Source organism: Acinetobacter sp. B51(2017) (assembly GCF_003711395.1).
In the GTDB taxonomy this organism is placed as follows: domain Bacteria; phylum Pseudomonadota; class Gammaproteobacteria; order Pseudomonadales; family Moraxellaceae; genus Acinetobacter.
The window spans coordinates 54,589-72,476 of the sequence record NZ_PJRJ01000007.1 but is presented as its reverse complement, the minus strand read 5'-3'; the positions used below and the strand labels follow the sequence as shown (position 1 = coordinate 72,476).

At 41.0% G+C, this 17,888-nt stretch carries 16 protein-coding genes and 1 tRNA gene; 9 read left to right on the top strand and 8 right to left on the bottom strand.

From position 1 onward, the window contains the following. Positions 1-40: 40 nt before the first annotated feature. The 4 genes from CYK47_RS05085 to CYK47_RS05070 all read left to right on the top strand — a co-directional run bounded on the left by CYK47_RS05085 (position 41) and on the right by CYK47_RS05070 (position 4,045). The gene (locus CYK47_RS05085) at positions 41-814 is read left to right on the top strand and encodes a DUF4184 family protein (RefSeq protein ID WP_122899536.1); all 774 of its coding nucleotides are present in this window, start codon (positions 41-43) and stop codon (positions 812-814) included. Between the two features lie 136 nt (positions 815-950). After that, entirely contained in the window at positions 951-2,735 is a 1,785-nt protein-coding gene (aspS, locus tag CYK47_RS05080) for an aspartate--tRNA ligase (RefSeq protein ID WP_122899534.1), read from the top strand. Between the two features lie 152 nt (positions 2,736-2,887). Further along, positions 2,888-3,112, top strand: coding sequence for a hypothetical protein (locus CYK47_RS05075; protein WP_122899532.1), 225 nt, complete (start codon positions 2,888-2,890; stop codon positions 3,110-3,112). A 66-nt stretch (positions 3,113-3,178) separates the two neighbouring features. Further along, positions 3,179-4,045 (top strand): lysophospholipid acyltransferase family protein, encoded by an 867-nt coding sequence (locus tag CYK47_RS05070; RefSeq protein WP_122899530.1) that lies wholly within the window; start codon positions 3,179-3,181, stop codon positions 4,043-4,045. Positions 4,046-4,274: 229 nt separating this feature from the next. Here the strand turns inward: CYK47_RS05070 and CYK47_RS05065 are convergent, their stop codons facing one another. The 8 genes from CYK47_RS05065 to CYK47_RS05030 form a co-directional block, all read right to left on the bottom strand. Then, a complete protein-coding gene (locus tag CYK47_RS05065) occupies positions 4,275-4,763 on the bottom strand; it encodes an SGNH/GDSL hydrolase family protein (RefSeq protein WP_252150247.1) in 489 nt (162 codons plus the stop codon). A gap of 12 nt (positions 4,764-4,775) precedes the next feature. After that, entirely contained in the window at positions 4,776-5,822 is a 1,047-nt protein-coding gene (locus CYK47_RS05060) for a glycosyltransferase (protein ID WP_122899528.1), read from the bottom strand. Beyond that, positions 5,819-6,481 carry a YrbL family protein gene (locus CYK47_RS05055; protein WP_122899526.1) on the bottom strand — a complete coding sequence of 221 codons (663 nt, stop codon included), beginning with the start codon at positions 6,479-6,481 and terminating at the stop codon, positions 5,819-5,821. The genes CYK47_RS05060 and CYK47_RS05055 overlap by 4 nt, the downstream gene beginning before the upstream one ends. A gap of 65 nt (positions 6,482-6,546) precedes the next feature. Beyond that, on the bottom strand, positions 6,547-7,431 hold the full coding sequence (locus CYK47_RS05050; RefSeq protein ID WP_122899524.1) for a mitochondrial fission ELM1 family protein: 885 nt from the start codon (positions 7,429-7,431) through the stop codon (positions 6,547-6,549). 70 nt (positions 7,432-7,501) lie between these two features. Continuing rightward, positions 7,502-8,428: a branched-chain amino acid transaminase gene (locus CYK47_RS05045; RefSeq protein WP_122899522.1), complete on the bottom strand. Its 927-nt coding sequence runs from the start codon at positions 8,426-8,428 to the stop codon at positions 7,502-7,504. Positions 8,429-8,446: 18 nt separating this feature from the next. Then, entirely contained in the window at positions 8,447-11,209 is a 2,763-nt protein-coding gene (glnE, locus tag CYK47_RS05040) for a bifunctional [glutamate--ammonia ligase]-adenylyl-L-tyrosine phosphorylase/[glutamate--ammonia-ligase] adenylyltransferase (RefSeq protein ID WP_122899520.1), read from the bottom strand. 69 nt (positions 11,210-11,278) lie between these two features. Continuing rightward, positions 11,279-12,538 carry a sensor histidine kinase gene (locus tag CYK47_RS05035; RefSeq protein WP_122899519.1) on the bottom strand — a complete coding sequence of 420 codons (1,260 nt, stop codon included), beginning with the start codon at positions 12,536-12,538 and terminating at the stop codon, positions 11,279-11,281. 275 nt (positions 12,539-12,813) lie between these two features. Then, a tRNA-Leu gene (locus CYK47_RS05030) sits at positions 12,814-12,900 on the bottom strand. Positions 12,901-13,075: 175 nt separating this feature from the next. Between CYK47_RS05030 and queA the strand changes: the two genes are divergently transcribed. The 5 genes from queA to tgt all read left to right on the top strand — a co-directional run bounded on the left by queA (position 13,076) and on the right by tgt (position 17,859). Beyond that, complete coding sequence (gene queA, locus CYK47_RS05025) at positions 13,076-14,113, top strand: tRNA preQ1(34) S-adenosylmethionine ribosyltransferase-isomerase QueA (RefSeq protein ID WP_122899517.1); 1,038 nt, start codon at positions 13,076-13,078, stop codon at positions 14,111-14,113. Positions 14,114-14,122: 9 nt separating this feature from the next. Beyond that, complete coding sequence (locus CYK47_RS05020; RefSeq protein ID WP_122899515.1) at positions 14,123-15,160, top strand: hypothetical protein; 1,038 nt, start codon at positions 14,123-14,125, stop codon at positions 15,158-15,160. Between the two features lie 10 nt (positions 15,161-15,170). Beyond that, positions 15,171-15,737 (top strand): LemA family protein, encoded by a 567-nt coding sequence (locus CYK47_RS05015; protein WP_122899513.1) that lies wholly within the window; start codon positions 15,171-15,173, stop codon positions 15,735-15,737. Between the two features lie 46 nt (positions 15,738-15,783). Beyond that, complete coding sequence (locus tag CYK47_RS05010) at positions 15,784-16,608, top strand: DUF4303 domain-containing protein (RefSeq protein ID WP_122899511.1); 825 nt, start codon at positions 15,784-15,786, stop codon at positions 16,606-16,608. 120 nt (positions 16,609-16,728) lie between these two features. Further along, on the top strand, positions 16,729-17,859 hold the full coding sequence (gene tgt, locus CYK47_RS05005) for a tRNA guanosine(34) transglycosylase Tgt (protein WP_122899509.1): 1,131 nt from the start codon (positions 16,729-16,731) through the stop codon (positions 17,857-17,859). The last annotated feature ends 29 nt before the right edge of the window (positions 17,860-17,888 follow it).

Genomic DNA, 17,888 nt, shown 5'->3' with positions numbered 1-17,888 from the left:
AGTTAAGCTAAAAGCAAAATCTCAATTAAACTGAGTTGGAATGCCGTTTACTTTATCGCATGCTGTACTTGCGCCAATATTAGCCCGTGTGAGCAAACAAACCCTGCCGCTTGCAGCACTGGCGATTGGTTGCATGCTGCCTGATTTATACCGCTTATTTGTGACTGATGCTGGACGCATTGCGCATAGTTGGTCGGGGCAAATTTATCCTAATTTATTCATTGGTTTGGGCTTTTGTGCACTGTGGTATTTAATTTATCGCCCAATGTTGTATCGGTTATTCAATTTAATCGACCCTATTCAAATTTATAATTTATTTAGTGCGTTCAAGTTTATTGTTTGTATGTTAATTGCGTTACTTGTCGGCAATGCCACTCATATTTTATGGGATGGCTTAACCCATGTAGATTTTCGCACCCTGATTTTACACGATTTTTTAAGTCAGCCTGTACATTGGTTTGGCTCTGGTTATCCGCTACATTTTATCTTGCAAATCACCAGTTCTGTGGCTGCGCTACCTCTCTTGGGCTATTGGATCATGCGCTATATTCAGCGCTATCACGTCTCAGATTTGCACAGCTTTACCCTACGTGCGGTCATTGCAGCAATTTTTGCACTTGCCACGTTGCTGGCTGCCTATTGGAGCTATGATTATTTGACACAGTTCCCACTCCAAGCCCTGCAACAGCATCGCTATTATTTTATTGGTCGAGCTTTTAACGAGTTTAGCCAAATTTTCTTACTGCTTTCGACCTTTGCTTTAACGATTTTAAGCATTTGGCAGCAACTTTTTCGCGATAAATATCAGCTTTAGCTCAATTTAGCGCTGTTTTTTGTTGTAGTTCTTGTGAGGCATGACTCAAAGAGGCATAATCCTAGACTTTGAATAAAAGCTTACGCTGTTTACGTAGTAGCTTTTTTGTAACCCATATAGTTGGATTTTATACGCCATGATGCGAACTCATTACTGCGGTTCTTTAACTGAAGCGCAAATCGACCAAACAGTAACTTTATGCGGTTGGGTACACCGTCGCCGTGACCACGGTGGTGTAATCTTCCTTGACATGCGTGACCGTGACGGTCTTGTGCAAGTGGTTATCGATCCAGATACACCAGAAGCTTTCGCAACTGCGGATAAAGCGCGTTCAGAATTCGTATTAAAAATCACAGGCCGCGTACGTCGTCGTTACGAAGGCACTGAAAACGCGAATATTACCAGTGGTCAAATCGAAGTACTTGGTAAAGAAATCGAAGTACTTGCGGCGTCTGAAACTCCGCCATTCCCATTGAATGACGAAAACACCAATATTTCTGAAGAAGTACGTTTAAAGTACCGTTTCTTAGACATCCGTCGTCCAGAAATGCTTGATCGTTTACGTTTCCGTTCTAAATTAACTAACTTGATTCGTAACTACTTCGAAGACAATGGTTTCTTAGACGTTGAAACACCAATTTTAACGCGTGCAACACCTGAAGGCGCGCGTGACTATTTAGTACCAAGCCGTGTATCAAATGGTAGCTTCTACGCACTACCACAATCTCCACAGCTATTCAAACAGTTGTTGATGGTTGGCGGTATTGATCGTTACTACCAAATTGCTAAATGTTTCCGTGATGAAGACTTACGTGCTGACCGTCAGCCTGAATTCACCCAAATCGACGTTGAAACATCGTTCATGAGTGACGATGACATCATGGATTTAATGGAAACTTTAACAGTTAAGATGTTCAAAGAACTTCTAAACGTTGAGTTCGACAAATTCCCACGTATGACCTATGCAGATGCAATGCGTGATTATGCGTCTGACAAACCAGATATGCGTATTCCTTTGAAATTGGTTGACGTTGCAGACATGATGCAAGACGTTGAGTTCAAAGTATTCGCAGGTCCTGCGAAAGATCCTAAAGGCCGTATTGTTGCGCTTCGCGTACCAGGTGCGGGTTCTCTACCACGTTCTGCAATTGATGAATACACGAAATTTGTGGGCATCTACGGTGCACGCGGTTTGGCTTACATCAAAGTTAACGACATCGAAAAAGGTATTGAAGGTCTTCAATCACCAATCGTTAAATTCATCGAGCCAATCGTACTTGATCTATTAAAACGCGTGGGTGCTGAAAACGGCGATATCGTATTCTTCGGCGCAGACAAAGCGAAAATCGTCAATGATGCAATGGGCGCACTTCGTGTGAAAATTGGTCATGACATGAAACTTGCAACTTGCGAGTGGGCACCGCTTTGGGTGGTTGACTTCCCAATGTTCGAAGAAACGGATGATGGTAAGTGGACATCTGTGCATCACCCATTCACACTTCCAAAATCAACTGTTGAAGAAGTGAAGAATAACCCAGGTGAAGCGTTGTCTGTTGCTTACGATATGGTATTAAACGGTACTGAAATCGGTGGTGGTTCTCTACGTATTTACAACCTAGAAATGCAAAAAGCCATCTTTGAAGCGCTTGGCATTTCTGAAGAAGAAGCAGAAGAGAAATTCAGCTTCTTACTTAACGCGCTTAAATACGGTGCGCCTCCGCACGGTGGTTTAGCATTTGGTCTTGACCGTCTTGTGATGTTGATGACTGGTGCATCTTCAATTCGTGACGTGATTGCGTTCCCGAAAACCAAGACTGCTGAATGTCCATTGACTCAAGCACCTGCGCCAGTTGAAAGCAATCAATTGCGTGACCTTGGTATTCGTTTACGCGAAAAACCAAAAGCTGAAGAAGCGAAGTAATTTTTTAATCTCTCTTTTTTCTCCCGCTGAGAAAAATACAAAGAGAGAATAAAAACGAAAAGCCCTGCATTTGCAGGGCTTTTTTTGTGTCATTGAGCCTGCTTGCTAACAGTGGCATAATAGCCTTAGTTTAATTTTTGGGTAAGCAAGCGATGGCTATGCGTCCTGCAGTTCGTAATAAAGGCATTATGCTGATTGTATTTTCAGTCGTGCAATGGTTATTTATGCGCTATATCTTAGCCAATAACTTATTTAGCTTAGATACTAATGAGCGAATTTTGTATTTTTGCGTGAGTAGTATTGCTGGTGCATTTGTAATTTTTATTGCCTTAATTTATATGGTCTTGATGGGCAATCCAGACAAATATAAGAATTAATTTCTTTAAAGCCTTTAATTTTTAAAGGCTTTAATCTTCTCCCGCCTTTTTTTTGTTTTTATCTTTATGCTTTATTATTTTTTAAAAGTCATAGCACGTTTGCCTTTGACTTGGCTGTATACGCTTGCCCATTGTTTAGCTTCATTGCTGTACTTTTTACCCTCTTCTTTTAAAAAGATTAGCCAAGCCAATCTTAAGTTGGTTTATCCCAGTCTGTCTCATCAAGCGCACACCCAACTCCTCAAAAGCAGCTTAAAAAGTCAGTGCTATACCTATGTTGAGTCGATTAAATGTTGGGGCATGCCCAAAGCCTATAGCTTAGATTTACTCCGTAATGTACAAGGTGCAGCTTTGCTTGAAGATGCTATTGCCAATCGAAAAGGCGTGATTGTGGTGGTGACCCATTTTGGCAGTTGGGAATTACTCAATGCTTGGCTGAGTCAATATGCTATGCCTGTGATTATGTACAAACCCAATAAAAACAAAAGTGTAGATCGTTTTGTTTTAAAAGCGCGTGAAAATTTCAATGCCACACTAGTCGCCACCGACAAAACTGGCGTCAGTGCTATCTTTAAACATTTAAAGCAAGGCGGCTTAACTGTGATTTTGCCCGACCATTTACCTAAACCTTCCGGTGGGATTTATGCCAAGTTTTTTGCACAAGATGTACTCTGTACTACTTTGGTGTCTAAATTGGCGCAAAAAACCCAATGTAATGTACTAGGCTTAAGCTGTATCCGTGAAAAATCAGGCTTTAAAGTCATTTGCCAAAGCATGCATGATGATATTAATGGCCAAGATTTACAGCGCTCGGTGGATTGCCTAAATCATGATATGCAGGACATGATTAACCAAGCACCTGAACAATATATTTGGTCATATAAACGCTTCCGTCGTATGCCAAGTCACCCACATTTATATAAAGGTTGTTAAGCTGCTCATTGCTAAAAAACCTTCATTGCTGAAGGTTTTAGTCTTAAGTCATGCCATGCTGTTTTAAGTGAGCCAATATATTGTCCGCCACGGCTTGATGTCCTTTGCCCGACAAATGAGTTGGATCATCATAATAATCACTGTTTAAATGAGCTTTTAACAAGTCAAAATGCTTGATCACAAACACACGTTGGCCATCGTGCAATTTAGCTAAAGCTTGGTTATAAGCCTAAATACGTGGTTCACGGCTTAAGTCCTGATTTGGATAAATTTCTGGCAATAAAATATATTGAGCTTGGCTATGCTCAATCATGTATTGAATATTAGCGATATATTCTTCAACGGGTACCACATTGCGTGTACCAAATAGAGCATGAAAATTCAATTTTCGACCATACTTTTTAATTTTTTTCACGATCTTACGCAAAAATTTACGCCATTTGGTATCTGGGTAATACAAGACAAAGGGCGCACCTTTAAACGTTTGCCAAGAATCTAAAATACCGTATTGAATGGAGAGTACATCTGCACTTTGTACATCTGGTTTTTTAAAATATTGTAAACCTTCACGCGTACTCGACATGGTATGACCATAGTTGGTCACTTGCCAACCCATCGCTTTGGCAACCCGTTCAGGATAGGCATTTTGTTGTTGTAGGGGTGCACCTAAAGTCACGCAATCGCCAAGCGCAACATAACGAAGTTTTGAATTTTGCATGTTGAATCTATCTTAGTGAACCAATAATTGTTGATAAAGTGCTGCTGTTTGCTGCGCCATACTGCCCACAGTCAGTTGTTGTTGCGCGCGTTTAAATAAAGTCGCCCAATGTGGTGCTTGCTGTGGATTGCTGGCTAAAGCTGTTTTTAGCGCTTGATGTAAACCCTGCATATCATTTAAATCTGCTAAGGCTTCAGTAGGCAACCATTCCACTACACCATTGACCTTAGTAGAAACCATAATTTTTTCTGCCTGTAAAGCCTCAACCATCACCAATGGGAAACCTTCACGTTCCGAGGAAAGTGCAACCACATCCGCAAGTTGTAGTAAATCACGCGCATCGCTACGAAAACCTAAAAACGCCACTTGCTGGCTCATATTTAAGTCTTTAACTTGCTGTTCAAGTGCCGCACGTAATGAACCATCTCCCACAATCCACAGATTTGCATGAATGCCCTGCATGGCTTGAATCAACAAAGCAATATTTTTTACAGGTTCCAAGCGACCAATACATATCACGGTTTTTTGACTTGGATCTAAGGCAGAATGCTGCGCTAGCACTTGTGCTTTTAATGCTTGTGCTTGCGTAGCCGTTAAACTGGGCTGTGGATGTACTCCATTATAAATCACATGCGCTTTATGCTCAGGAATGCCGGCAGTTAAAGCAGAACTCACCGCAATTACAGCATCGGCATGTGCATAAATGGCTTTATTTTTTTTGGTACCATGCACTGTCGTCACGACTTTAGCTTTTTTGGGTAAATAGCTACGAATACGTTTGATCAATTCAGCAGCTTTACCCGCTTGCGCATGCACAATATCGGGTTGAATTTGCTGAATCAGTCGCGCCAGTTGCCACCACAACAATGGATTTAAACGACTACGCGCAAAATCAAAAGCATGGAAATGTACCTTGCTATGTACCTGTTTAGCGTACACATCTAGCGCAATAAAATGCACTTCGTGCTCTTGGGCTAGCGCATTAACAAGGTTAAAGGTATGTTGTTCTAAACCACCTAAGCCACCACCACTGGTTGCCATAATTTGTACAATTTTCATGGGGCTTTCTTCTGAATATGACGTTGAATCAAAACTTTTAAGCGTGCAATACGGCGTTTAATCTTGTTATGCATCAGCTTTTTAAACCAATAAGACACTGGAATAATTTCTTTACTACGCAGTACCGACTTTACATCAATACATTTGAGCTGTAACTGTTGCCCTTGGCGTTGCACCACTAAATTACCTGAGTTTAAATCAAACAGTGGAATATTATATTTAATCAACCAAGCTTGGAACTGATCGAGCGCTGCACATAACGCATCAGGGTTCATCTCATCTGGATGCTGCATATAATGAAATAAGCTTTTTGCAACTTGACCATCGGCACTTTGTACCAATTCACAGCGTAGTATTAAGCCTTGGGCACTGGCATCTAAACTAATACAACGCGCCATATAAGGATCAAGAATGTCGTGACCTAAACGCTGGACTAGACTTTGATAGGCCTGCCACTCGATATAATTTTCATTAAATAGACTCAAGCGATCACTCAATTCACGGCGAATACGTTGGCGAAAATTTTTGACGCTACGCTGATGCTTAGGTAAATCAATTTTGAGGCATATGGCAGGGTCTTGTACATCGCGTACACAAATACGGTTTGCACCTTTACCAATCACATCTGCAGCTGACCACTGCACTTGTTGCTCTGCCATTATTTAACCTAACTTTTATACGACTTGCGCATTATAAGACAATGCAGCCTTGGAAAAATGGATTTTCATAACAAGATGGCTGCCACACGATCTGCTTCTTTAAATTGAGCGGCTTTTGGCAAATGCAGGCTTGAGGTGACCTGACTGACCTGTTTTTGTTGCAATAAAAAATCAACTGATTGTGTAATCCGGTCTTGTTTTAAACGATCAATGGCAATTAATCCCACCTTACAGCCTGCTGTTAAGGCTTCATAAATCATGGAAACGCTGTCTTCTGTGACCCAAACCGCTTCAGCCAATTGCATCTGTTCAAAAATCCAGCCTTGTGGCGTATCTTCGACAGGGAAAATCTGTAATTTTGCTGCAAAGCTGTGTGTGTTGAGTTGGGTTAAGAATTGTTTTGGGGTGCGGCGTGAGGTGGTTAAAATAATGTCCGATTTTTTGTTGTCTTGTACAATTTTTTCAATGGCTGCTAAAACCTTGGCGTCGTTCCATTTGTGACGTTTAGAGTCACCACCCAAAGCAATTAAAATCCGTTTAGATTGATGGCGCTTTTCATTCACAATCGGGTTTAAAGCTCCTTCTGTCACAATCACGTTGTTTTCTGCCGTAATTCCATCGTGTTTTGGCACAACCACATAGTCAAACCATGCCAAAGGAAACTTGGGCTTCATCAACACCAAAGTCTTGGCTTTTGGAAAAACTTGCCCCAAAAGCAGCGCTTTAAGTTGAGTCTGACTCCCCACACTAAAAATATAATCAGGTGTTTGTTGGATCAATGGATGCTGCTGATTGCCACGCGCTAAAAATAAGTTAAACGCAGATAGAGATTCAGCAGCCACCTCTTCAAAGGTCACTTGCTGCGTGCTTAAACGCTGCATAGCTTTATATAAACCCAAAGCCTGCGAACGATGCCCTGCTTTTCCATCTGTCACATAAACAATATGCATGTATCAACCTACTTCAACCACAATAAAAAAGGCGAAACTTTCGTTTCGCCTCTCATACTACCCGATTGACTTATTTTACGTAAGTTAACCAGTGTGCATATTTAGGATCTTTACCTTGTACTGCATCAAAGTATGCTTTTTGAATTTGAGTTGTGATTGGACCACGTACACCTTCACCAATTTGACGGTCATCGTATTCACGAATTGGTGTTACTTCTGCCGCTGTACCTGTGAAGAATGCTTCATCAGCAATGTAGAATTCATCACGCGTGATACGACGTTCTACAACTTCGTAACCTAAGTCTTTAGCAATCGTAATGATGGTTTGACGTGTAATACCATCAAGCGCACCACCTGCGATATCAGGGGTGTGAATCACGCCATCACGCACTAAGAATACGTTTTCGCCTGAACCTTGGCATACATAACCTTGTGGATCAAGTAACATTGCTTCGTCATAACCTGAGTGAGCCACTTCTTGATGCGCAAGAATCGATAAAGTGTAGTTACCCGATGCTTTGGCTTTACACATGGTCACGTTTGGATGGTGATGCGTAAATGATGAAGTTTTTACGCGAATACCTTTAGCCATCGCTTCTTCACCAAGGTAAGCACCCCAGCTCCATGCCGCAACCACTGCATGAATGGTATTGTCTGTTGCAGCAATACCTAATTTTTCTGAACCAATAAAGATAATTGGACGTAAGTAGCAAGATGCTAATTTATTTTCACGAACCACATCAATTTGAGCTTGCTCTAATGCTGCTTGATCAAATGGAACTTTCATTTGATAGATTTTTGCAGAATTCAAAAGACGCTTAGTGTGTTCTTTTAAACGGAAAATAGCCGTTCCATTTGGGGTTTCATAGGCACGGACACCTTCAAACACACCCATACTGTAATGCAAGGTATGTGTAAGTACGTGAGTTTTTGCCTCACGCCAATCAACTAATTGTCCATCTTGCCAAATAAAACCATCACGATCAGCCAAATTCATGACACACACTCCAAATTGTTATACACAGTCATTTTTATCCAAGGCAAACACTGCACTTGGATCAATTAATCTTTGCCATAACTTGCAAACGACCTCTCGGGTATCGTGCCAATCATCTGCCAAAACTTGCATGGATTGATTTGCAAGTGCTAGACGATGGCTCTCGGCTCGTTCACGAAGATAAGCTTGAATCAATGCTGTCGCGTCGGCGCTGGATAAGCATTCCGTTCTTGCGGCATCCTCAAGGATTCGTACGTTGTCAGAGTAATGGGCGAGATCGGGATTCGACCCACTCCATGCTAATACAGCATACTGTGCCATAAATTCGATATCAACGATACCACCTGCATCCTGTTTTAAATGAAAAATTCCATCTTTTTGTTGCTCTTTTGATGAACCTAAATGCTGTTTCATTTTTTGGCGCATTTTCAGCACTTCGGTACGAACATTGGCTTCGTCGCGAGGCTGAGTCAAAATAAGGCAACGTAACTCCTCAAATTTTTGGCAAAGGCTGGCCTCACCTGCAATTGAACGAGCCCGCACTAAAGCTTGATGTTCCCACACCCATGCACTTTTAAACTGATATTGTTCAAAAGCTTTAAAGCTGGTGACCAGTAAACCTGCCTCACCTGATGGACGCAAACGGGTGTCAATTTCATAGACGCGGCCATCTAAGGTTTGCGTGGTCATCAGGGACATAAATTTTTGTGCCACGCGCATCGCAAACTCAAAACCGCTAATGGGTTTTTTACCATTGGTATCAGCTTGTTCATCCATAGCATGAATAAACACAAGATCTAAATCAGACCCATAACCCAGTTCAATGCCACCGACTTTGCCATAACCAATCACACTAAAGGCAATATGATCGAGCGAACAACGCTGCCCCTCTAAATCCAGTGGATCACCATGTTTTTTAGCGACCGTTTGATAAGCCAAATGCAAAGTGGCTTTCACTGAAACTTCGGCAATATCGGTTAAGGCATCGGAAACTTTCATGAGTGGGCTTTCAGCAAGCACGTCACTGGCCGCCACAGTCAATACATTGGATTTTTTAAACAAACGTAGCACACGCATTTGATCTTCAACTTGATCAATCTCAATCCGCAATAATTGCTGACGCAGTGAATCCTCTAAATCTTGGCGTTTAGGTAATTCAAAATCCATAGATAAAAATTCATCCAGTAACACTGGGTAATGCGTGAGTTCTTCACAAATCCATGGGCTAACAGTCGCCATTTTCACTAAACGCTGCAAAGCACCTTTGCTTTCAATCAGCATGACCAAATATACGGTACGGCGCATCACCGATTCCACCAAAGGCATTAAACGTACCAAAGCCATTTGTGGGTTATCAGATTGCAACACCGCTTCAATTAAATGCGGCCAAAAGGTTTTAAGGCGTTGAATGGCTTTAGCCGGTAATTTTTTTAAGGCGTGTCCATGCCAAAACTCATGTACTAAATTCTTCGCGTTTTCATCTAAAACTTCATGTAAACGTTGTTCGAGTTGGCTCATGCTTTCAACTGAACTGTCTAAATCCTTTTCTTTAATCAGATGTTCAAATTGATACATGACTTTGGCGCGTTTGGCATTTAAGCACTGTAAAAATGCTTGCCAATCAGCGAAACCAAGCGTGTCTGAAATACGGGCACGTAGTTCGGGTTCTGTCGGTAAAGACTGGGTTTGTTGATCATTTAAAGCCTGAATAGCATGTTCAACACGGCGTAAGAATAAATACGCGTCTTCTAAATCAATAACTGCTTGTTCATCAAGTAATTCAGCATCATCTAAATGACTTAAGCTGACTAAACACTGGCGATCTTGCAGTTCTAGGCGGTAACCACCATAGATCAGCTGAAAAACTTGGACGATAAATTCAACTTCACGAATACCACCTGCACCTAATTTAATATCATCTTCGATATTACGCCGTGCCACTTCGCGTTCAATCATGGCTTTCATTTCACGCATGGCTTCAAAGGCGGTGTAATCGACGTATTTACGGAACACAAATGGGCGCGTCATCTCTAATAATTCATCACCCTCAGGGCTTGGATTGACAATACGCGCTTTAATCCATGCATAACGTTCCCATTCACGTCCATGCTGACTCAAATATTTCTCTAACGCGACATGGCTAATCGCAAGTGCTGAACCATCGCCCCACGGACGCAGACGCATATCGACACGGAACACAAAACCATCTGCGGTGATGTGATCCAATAAGTAGATGAGTTTTTGTCCCCATAAAATACAAAACTGCTGCACATCTATGCATTTACGTCCACCTTCGGTTTCACCTTGTTCATCAAAGGCAAAAATCAGGTCGATATCACTGGATAAATTCAGCTCTTGCGCACCGAGTTTACCCATGGCAATGACAATTAAATCTTGGACTTTGCCGTTATAACCCATGGGTTGACCATATTTAGCCACTAAAGGTGCTAAAGCAAAATCTTTGGCGGCACAAATTGCAGCATCAGCAAAATCAGACAGTTCACGAGTCAGTGTCACTACATCGGTGAGTTGATTGGCATCTTGCCAAATCCAGCGAAACATAAGGCGCGCGCGCAAAATACGCATCTGACGCATCCAACCACTTTCATCAGTCACATCATGTAGGGCTTGATCCACATAAGCATAAATTTGCGCCGTGCTTAGAGATGTTAAAAATGCATCTGTTGCATAATCTTGTTGTAATAATTCAGGATGCACGCTAAGCACTTGTTCTGCGTACTGACTGGCACGTAAAGTCTTTTGTAACTGTGCGGTATTCATTCCTAACTCTTCTCAAGCCCTATTTTTATCTGTTATAACAGTAAGCTTGGGCTTTAGAAAACTTTTTTATCAGCATACCTGACTTTGCCGCTGCTCTAGCACTTGATGACTATTGTTAGCAGCGGGTAAAGTAACTTTAAACACAGTGCCTTCACCTTCTTTAGACTGCACACTAATCTGCCCTTGGTTGAGGTCTATAAAGCGCTTACACAACACCAAACCTAAACCCGTGCCTTTTTCACCTAAGGTACCTTGACGACTAAAAGTGATTTTTGGCTCAAATAAGGTCTCTATTTGATTTTTGGTCATGCCTAAGCCAGTATCTTGAATATAGATATGAACTTGTTCTTGCTGCATTTCAGCACGTAAAATCACTTTACCTGTGCCATCGGTATGAGTAAATTTCAGTGCATTCGAAACCAAATTCTGAATCACTGAAGTAATCATATTAATATCAGCGTATACCTTTATCTGCTCTTCAACTTGATTAATCAGTTGAATGTTCTTTTTGACCGCTAAACTGCCTAATACATCTGTCACAATTTTAGTGGATTGTGATAGCGCAAAATTAATCGGGTGATAGACAAAACGTCCACCTTCTGCCATCGCCCAATTGAGTAAGTTTTCCAATAAATTATAAGTCGACTGCGCAGTATCAAACACATAATCACTAATATCTTGAATGCCCTTTTCATCGAGTGTGTCACGCTCTTTGGCCAAGATTTCTGAAAACCCCAATAAACCATGAAATGGGGCGCGTAAGTCATGTGCAATAATTTGAAAAAATTTGGTTTTACTAAAATTGAGTGCCGCTTGTTGTTCAAACTCTTCTTTAAGTTCGGCATTTTCTAAACGTAAACGAATCAGCCCCATGAGGCTTTGAATAAACTCGCGCACAATGACAATACTTTTATCATCAAAAGCTGTATCTTTTTGATCAAATAAATACACATGACCCACAGAATCTTCGCGATCACATAAGTCAACGGCCAACATACGCCGATGATGCATGCCTAAGCTTTGCATATAAGCTGAAGCTTGCGGGTAAATCGGGTGATCGGGCGTGATTAAATCGCTTTCTTTAAAAAATTCATTGACCTGTGCATCGGCTTCAGATAAAAACGGGCGGCAGCCCTCATCTGATGAAAACCAGATATATGGCTCATCTTTAAACGCCAAAATGGCATAATCAGTTTGCAGCATACTACGCGCAAACTTTAAAAAATCTGCAATACGATTATCTTGACCAAATACGCCAAGTAATAATGATAGTTTACAGGCACTGAGCTGCTCAGTTTCTGAGCCAATTTCTAATAATTTGAGTTCCATATTCTCAGCCTCGTAATTCTTTCTCATATTTCTCATATAAAGAAAAAATTAGCTTCTTTATCCCCATTATTTAGCACGCTCTTTATTAAAATGACAATAACAAAACATACAAAATACAGCTAAATCTTAACATAATATATAAGTTTTATTTTACCAATCGGTATAAAATTAAGCGAATCAAAAACTTATAAAAATAAATTTTAAATTTTATTTACATTAAACACAGACATAAAAAAACCCCAAACCTTTAATACCAGTTTGGGGTCTTCAAAATTTGGTCCCGAGGGTCGGACTCGAACCGACACGTCATCTCTGACAGCGGATTTTGAATCCGCCGCGTCTACCAATTTCACCACCTCGGGAGAGATGTTGTGAGGGCCATAATAAACTAATTTTCTAAGCTGTCAACGCTTTATCTTTGCTTTTGTTTAAAATTAAAGCAGATCGCTTTTTTTTGTCGTTAAAATCAGCAATTTCTGCCATTTTAAGCAAAAAGGCATATACTAATGCCAGTTTTTTTAAGCCTTTATGTTCAACATGCAACTGTCTGATTTTAATTTTGATCTCCCTGATGAACTCATTGCTCGTTATCCTTTAGAAACACGTAGCGCTTCACGTTTACTACATTTAGATAAACACGGTCAGCATCATGATCATCAATTTACCGACATTTTAGAGCTACTCAATCTAGGTGACTTATTGGTGTTAAATGATACCAAAGTCATGAAAGCACGCCTAAAAGGTAAACGTGCGTCTGGCGGTGCGGTTGAAGTCTTGGTTGAACGTATGCAAGATCAATTTATTGCGCATTGTCATATTAAAGCCAGCAATTCCCCAAAAGCAGGGGCAGAACTTTTTATTGGGCCAGACCAAGTCAAAGTGACCGTACAAGGTCGTCATGAAAACTTGTTTATTGTTGAATTTTCACAGCCCATTTTAGATGTGTTAGATCAATATGGTGCCTTGCCTATTCCGCCTTACTTTAACCGTGAAGCTGAAGCCATTGATACCGAACGCTATCAAACCGTGTTTAATGACCCAACTAAAATTGCCAGTGTGGCAGCACCGACCGCCAGCTTGCATTTTGATGAAGAATTACTGCAAAAATTAGCCGAAAAAGGCATTCAAACCACTTTTGTCACCTTGCATGTCGGTGCAGGCACCTTCTTACCAGTGCGTACCACAGATATTGAAAACCATATTATGCATAGCGAATGGTGCCAAGTATCTGAAGAAGCCATGCAAAAGATTCGTGATACTAAAGCACGCGGCAAACACGTCATTGCTGTGGGTACGACTGCAACGCGTGCGACTGAAAGTGCAGCGCAAGCCAATGGCGGTGAACTCAAAGCATGGACAGGTGATACGCAAATCTTTATTTACCCAGGTTATGAGTTTAAAGTGGTAGATCGTTTAATTACTAACTTCCATTTACCAGAATCCACCTTATTAATGCTCGTTTCAGCGCTGTCTAATCGCGACAACATCTTAAGTGCCTACCAACATGCGGTTGCAAATCGCTATCGCTTCTTTAGCTATGGTGATGCTATGTTAATCGATAACATCGCAAAATAATAAAGACCCATGCCGATCGAGACCAGTCAACGCATTTTACATTTACGCAGTAAGCAAAATGCTGAGGTAGAGGACAATCTCGCTCGGCTATGGCAGATTGGTCGCAATAGCCATTCCGCACAGGATATTCTCGATCAATTGCATCCATGGGGTGCATCTAGACGCTTAAAATTTGATAATGCTTTGGCATTCATGCTGGTGGGTATGGGTACGCTATTGCTATTGCTGCTATTGTTCCAACCTTATGCCTTACTTAGCCAAAGCATTGCTTTTGTGGGTGGCTGCTTGATCTTTTTAAGTTATTTGTTATATGCCCCTCAACGTCCAATTGATGAGGTGATTGTCTATTTGCAAGACAGCATCATTGCAAAAAGATATCAGTTAAACTACCACAAAGTTCCCGAAGCTTTAGGGCGCCCGTTAAGACCGACTTTATTAATTTCACAACTCAAACAACAATTTCCAATTTTTAATCGCGGTCGTGTCAGCAACGAGATTCCATTTTTTGCCAGTTGTGTTTGGCAAGAAGATAACGGTCAAAGCCATCAGGTGTTAATTTTTGAGTATCATTTTGTCAATCAATTTGCCAGCCCCGACCCAAACACTAAACATATTCGCCCTAAAGAAATCCATCAAAGCTTATGGGGGGTATTTGTCTTTAACCTAGAGCATGACTTTGCCACCTTTGCCGCCAGTACCGAACATAAAAAACTGCCCTATCCTTATCACCTACAATGGCACAGTAGTGATATTCAAATTCGTCAACGTTTATATATTGGTGGGGAAAATCCATTAGAATTAGCTAAAAAAATGACCCCTGCATTGACCTTAAAACTCGCTGAGTTTTTTCGCCAGCGTGAAGGTGAGTTATATATTAACCCCAACCAAAATATGCTGTGTTATTTAGGCAAAGACCCTTTGATGCAGATTCAACGCCAACATCATAAAAAAATTCAAGATATATCGGCATTACGTGGACACTTACGGACTTTTAAATTACCCTTATTAGAACGTCTAAAAAACGATCTCCTCTGCTTACTACAATAAGGACTAGCGCATGCAACTCATGATTTTTCTAGGTTTGGTGATTTTGTTCATCATGACCGTGATTATCATTCGCAACAATATTGTGCGCTATCATAATGCCAGTATTCGTGCATGGGCTGATGTAGCCAGTTTTGAACGACAAAAAGTTAAAATTTTAGAAGGCTTGGCACCTGTACTCGCCGAGTATAGTCAATTTGAACAAGGCACTTTGGCACAAGTGACTGAACTACGCCAAAATGTGGTGCAACTCAAAACAGATAGTACGGATATTGGACGATTGCAGCAAATTGAAGCATTGAGCAAACAATTTATGCAGCACTTAAATGTGGTGGTGGAAAATTATCCTGAGCTTAAAGCCAATCAAATTTATTTGAAAATGATGCAAGAAATTGAAGAGCAAAATGAAAACGTCGGTGCTGCTATTACGATTTTTAACCGTAATGTCGAAGTTTTTAACAATTATATTCAAATCTTTCCAAATAACTTGATTAATACTGCAACAACAGGCAAAAAGCCGATTCGAGTTTTCCGTGACGCTTCAACGACGCAAAACTTTGATTATCGACCAAATTTTTAAATATAATGACTGCTCACACTCGGGCATTACTATCACCAAGGATCTCATGTTAGAACATCTCCCTGTCTTAAAAGATGCGTTAATTCATGAATTTTATCAGCTTTATGATCGTTATTATGAAGACGAAATTTATGGCTGCGCCTTGGTATTTAATGAGTATATGATGCTCGACTATTTAACCATTGCCACCAAACGTAGCTTATTTTCTGATGTTGAAGACTATGCACAGTTTTTAAGTCATGATGATAAATGGAATGTCAGCAAATGGCGTTTTCGTTCTAACCCACATGACAGTCGCCTAAATGCCTTTAAAACCTTGCTGGCAGATTATTTTCAGCGTCGGCATTTTTTTGGTACTCCGCTACAACAACAAAATTTACAACAACTCAATAATTTAGACCTATTGCTGAATGCTTATAAACAAGCCAAAGAAGCTTTGGTGGAATCGTATGGTTTAGACGTCGATCAGATTTTATTTTTTGTGCATTTGCCTGCCCAGCCTAATATTGAGACCAGCTCCGCTGCTTTTTTAAATGAATCAAGCCAATTATTACAAGAGTTTATGCAGCTCAGACAGCATCAGCGCGTGGCGCATGATCCTGCACGTTTAAAAAAACTCACCCAAGCCGATAAAGATCTGCTGGTGGATATTGCGCAATTGGCGCGTATCGACCCCTTTGATTATATGCAAGTTGCCAATCAGGCCTATATTTTGACCCTAGATGCAACCTTTACAGATATCAATCCTTATATTCAAAACTTAGTGCAAACCATTGCAGCGATGGACACTGATCCTCAATTTGCCTTAACCCGTGAAGAGATTTTAGAGCGGATTGATCAGTTCTATAGTAATGTGCTTAAGCAACGCTAATTACACAAAAACACACAGCAACTCGGCAAACGCTAGCGTTTAGGCACAGAATCAAGGAAAATAGCCCCCTTTATTTTTAGCCATCAGCGAACTGTTTTTTCGCCTTGAGTTGGAACGTGTATGAAGTTTGAAAAATTAGCACAGTCGGGTCGTGCCCGTCGTGGTCGCTTAACCCTAGAACATGGTGTAGTTGAAACACCTATGTTTATGCCTGTGGGTACTTATGGTACGGTAAAAGGCGTGTTACCTCGTGATATCAAAGAGATTAAATCTCAAGTGATTTTAGGCAACACCTTCCATTTGTACCTACGTCCAGGTTTAGATGTGATCCGTGAACACGGCGGTTTACATCAGTTCATGAAATGGAATAACCCAATTTTAACCGATTCAGGCGGCTTCCAAGTGTTTAGTCTTGGCGCAATGCGTAAGATTAAAGAAGAAGGCGTGACCTTCCGTTCGCCAATTGATGGTTCTAAAGTATTTTTATCACCTGAAATCTCAATGGACATTCAACATACCTTGAACTCTGACATTGTGATGATTTTTGATGAATGTACCCCTTACCCTGCCACTCACGAAGAAGCGCAAAAATCATTGCAGTTGTCTTTACGTTGGGCGAAACGTTGTAAGACGCAGCATCATGAGGTATTGAAAAACCGTAATGCCCTGTTTGGTATTATCCAAGGTGGTATGTACCAAGACCTGCGTGAAGAGTCCCTCAAAGGCTTACTTGAAATTGACTTTGATGGTTATGCGATTGGCGGCTTGTCTGTCGGTGAACCAAAAGAAGAGATGATCAAAGTTTTAGATTATCTCCCTGAAAAAATGCCTGCTGATAAACCACGTTACCTCATGGGCGTAGGTAAACCTGAAGACATCGTGGAAGCGGTACGTCGCGGCGTAGATATGTTTGACTGTGTAATGCCAACTCGTAATGCGCGTAATGGTCATTACTTTGTCACTGACGGTTTAGTGCGTATTCGTAACAGCCAGTATCGCCATGACCAAGGGCCACTCGACCCACATTGCGATTGTTACACCTGTACTAACTTCACCCGTTCGTATTTATTCCATTTAGAAAAATGCGGTGAAATGTTAGGTTCAATGCTTGGTACGATTCATAACTTACGTTACTACCTGCGCTTAACCGAAATGATGCGTGATGCCTTAGATAATGGCACATTTGACGAATTTGTTGCAGATTTCTATGCACGCCGTGGCTTAGAAGTTCCACCTTGTCCTGTAGATTAATCTTTTTTGCTATTTGCGCTAAAGAAAAA

What these genes read in the sequence shown, in the direction of transcription:
- CYK47_RS05085 (WP_122899536.1), top strand. Translation starts at nt 41, where the DNA reads ATGCCGTTTACTTTATCGCATGCTGTACTTGCGCCAATATTAGCCCGT.
- aspS (WP_122899534.1), top strand. Translation starts at nt 951, where the DNA reads ATGATGCGAACTCATTACTGCGGTTCTTTAACTGAAGCGCAAATCGAC.
- CYK47_RS05075 (WP_122899532.1), top strand. Translation starts at nt 2,888, where the DNA reads ATGGCTATGCGTCCTGCAGTTCGTAATAAAGGCATTATGCTGATTGTA.
- CYK47_RS05070 (WP_122899530.1), top strand. Translation starts at nt 3,179, where the DNA reads ATGCTTTATTATTTTTTAAAAGTCATAGCACGTTTGCCTTTGACTTGG.
- CYK47_RS05065 (WP_252150247.1), bottom strand. Translation starts at nt 4,763, where the DNA reads ATGCAAAATTCAAAACTTCGTTATGTTGCGCTTGGCGATTGCGTGACT.
- CYK47_RS05060 (WP_122899528.1), bottom strand. Translation starts at nt 5,822, where the DNA reads ATGAAAATTGTACAAATTATGGCAACCAGTGGTGGTGGCTTAGGTGGT.
- CYK47_RS05055 (WP_122899526.1), bottom strand. Translation starts at nt 6,481, where the DNA reads ATGGCAGAGCAACAAGTGCAGTGGTCAGCTGCAGATGTGATTGGTAAA.
- CYK47_RS05050 (WP_122899524.1), bottom strand. Translation starts at nt 7,431, where the DNA reads ATGCATATTGTTTATGTGACAGATGGAAAAGCAGGGCATCGTTCGCAG.
- CYK47_RS05045 (WP_122899522.1), bottom strand. Translation starts at nt 8,428, where the DNA reads ATGAATTTGGCTGATCGTGATGGTTTTATTTGGCAAGATGGACAATTA.
- glnE (WP_122899520.1), bottom strand. Translation starts at nt 11,209, where the DNA reads ATGAATACCGCACAGTTACAAAAGACTTTACGTGCCAGTCAGTACGCA.
- CYK47_RS05035 (WP_122899519.1), bottom strand. Translation starts at nt 12,538, where the DNA reads ATGGAACTCAAATTATTAGAAATTGGCTCAGAAACTGAGCAGCTCAGT.
- queA (WP_122899517.1), top strand. Translation starts at nt 13,076, where the DNA reads ATGCAACTGTCTGATTTTAATTTTGATCTCCCTGATGAACTCATTGCT.
- CYK47_RS05020 (WP_122899515.1), top strand. Translation starts at nt 14,123, where the DNA reads ATGCCGATCGAGACCAGTCAACGCATTTTACATTTACGCAGTAAGCAA.
- CYK47_RS05015 (WP_122899513.1), top strand. Translation starts at nt 15,171, where the DNA reads ATGCAACTCATGATTTTTCTAGGTTTGGTGATTTTGTTCATCATGACC.
- CYK47_RS05010 (WP_122899511.1), top strand. Translation starts at nt 15,784, where the DNA reads ATGTTAGAACATCTCCCTGTCTTAAAAGATGCGTTAATTCATGAATTT.
- tgt (WP_122899509.1), top strand. Translation starts at nt 16,729, where the DNA reads ATGAAGTTTGAAAAATTAGCACAGTCGGGTCGTGCCCGTCGTGGTCGC.